Annotated in this window: 2 protein-coding genes; one reads left to right on the top strand and one right to left on the bottom strand. The window is 71.7% G+C overall.

Annotation, left to right across the window (positions count from 1 at the left end; genetic code table 11):
* Positions 1–84 precede the first annotated feature (84 nt).
* Positions 85–1,146 carry an aldo/keto reductase gene (locus ACM14_RS30160; protein WP_026062059.1) on the top strand — a complete coding sequence of 354 codons (1,062 nt, stop codon included), beginning with the start codon at positions 85–87 and terminating at the stop codon, positions 1,144–1,146.
* 37 nt (positions 1,147–1,183) lie between these two features.
* Here ACM14_RS30160 and ACM14_RS31930 read toward each other — a convergent pair.
* Positions 1,184–1,593 (bottom strand): hypothetical protein (locus ACM14_RS31930; protein WP_139093538.1); only part of this gene is annotated, 410 nt, incomplete at its 5' end.

The following is a 1,593-nucleotide window of genomic DNA, read 5'->3' as shown; positions in this document are numbered from 1 at the left end:
CCGCCCGGCCCTGGCCGGGTGGGCGCGCTGCCGTCAGGGTAAACACGGGCGGCCCTACACTCGGTGCCCATGAATTCCCCCTCGATGCAACCGGTGGCGCTCGGTCAAAGCGCATTGCAAGTCAGCCCCATCTGCCTGGGCACCATGACGTTCGGCGAGCAGGTCGGCGAGGCCGAGGCCTTCGCCATCATGGACCGCGCGCTGGAGCGCGGCGTGGACTTCTTCGACACGGCCGAGATGTATGCCGTGCCCGCACGCGCCGAAACCTGCGGCGCCACCGAAACCATCATCGGCCGCTGGTTCGCCCAGCGCCCCGGCGCGCGCGCCAAGGTCGTGCTGGCCACCAAGGTGGCCGGTCCTTCGCGGGGCATGCCCTGGGTGCGCGAGGGCAAGGGCATGACGGCGGCCGACATCGCCGCCTCCTGCGAAGGCAGCCTGCGCCGCCTGGGCACGGACGTGATCGACCTCTACCAGATCCACTGGCCCGAGCGCAACGTGCCGGCCTTCGGCCAGCTGTACTACGACCCGTCCAAGGAAAGCTCGCAGACCGGCATCCACGAGCAGCTCGAGGCGCTGGGCCGCCTGGTCCGTGAAGGCAAGGTGCGCCACATCGGCCTGTCCAACGAAACGCCCTGGGGCGTGCACGAATTCGTGCGCCTGGCCGAGCAGCACGGCCTGCCGCGCGTGGCCTCGGTGCAGAACGCCTATTGCCTGCTCAACCGCAGCTGGGAAAACGGCATGGACGAAAGCTGCCACCGCCTGGGCGTCTCGCTGCTGGCCTATTCGCCGCTGGCCTTCGGCCTGCTCACGGGCAAGTTCGACGTGCATGCGCCCACCGATCCCGCTGCGCCGCAGGCCGCACGCATTGCGCGCTACGAGTCCGTGCGCAAGCAGCGCTGGGGCCGGCCCGAAGCCCTGGCCGCCGCGCGCCGCTACAACGCGCTGGCGCGCGAGCACGGCATGACGCCCACGCAGCTGGCGCTGGCGTTTTGCTACACCAAGTGGCAGGTGGCCAGCACCATCATCGGCGTGACCTCGGTGGCCCAGCTCGATGAGGACCTGAACGCCTGGGGCACACAACTGTCGCCCGAACTGCTGTCGGCCATCGACGCCATCCGCTGGGAAGTGCGCGACCCTGCGCAATAGGCCTAGGCCCTGCGCAATAGGCCTAGGCCCTGCGCCTTCAGCGGCTGCACTCGCCCTTGAGCGCAGCGGCCGCCAGCATGGGCAGGCTCAGCAGGCCCATGCCGCCGCCCTTGAACTCGCCCTTCATGCAGTCGCCCTGGGCGGCCTCGCGCATGCCGCTGGCCAGCGGGTCCTCGCGCTGCGCAGGGATCTGGGGCCTGACCAGGCCTTGCCGGGCCGCCGACTGCACGGCCTCGCGGCCTGCGGCCGAGTCCAGCAGGCGGCCCATGGCCCTGGCGCTGCGCGCGGCGTCCGGAGCGGCCTCGGTGTCGGCGGGCACAGGCGCTTGCGCGGCGGCTGTCGCGGCCTGCTCCGTGGCCTTTGCAGCCCCTGCGCTTTGCCTTGATGGCGGTGCGACGGCGGCGGTGTCCGGCCGTCGCGTAGGCGCGGGCGCCGCTCCGGGCCGGG

Origin of the sequence: Delftia sp. JD2 (assembly GCF_001682645.1) — a bacterium.
Taxonomy (GTDB): Bacteria; Pseudomonadota; Gammaproteobacteria; order Burkholderiales; family Burkholderiaceae_C; genus Comamonas; species Comamonas acidovorans.
Note: the sequence above shows the minus strand (reverse complement) of the source record. Positions and strands in the feature narration are given on the sequence as shown.

Bases quoted from the DNA above. Each gene is read 5' to 3' on its own strand.
- ACM14_RS30160 (WP_026062059.1), top strand. From the start codon at position 85: ATGCAACCGGTGGCGCTCGGTCAAAGCGCATTGCAAGTCAGCCCCATC.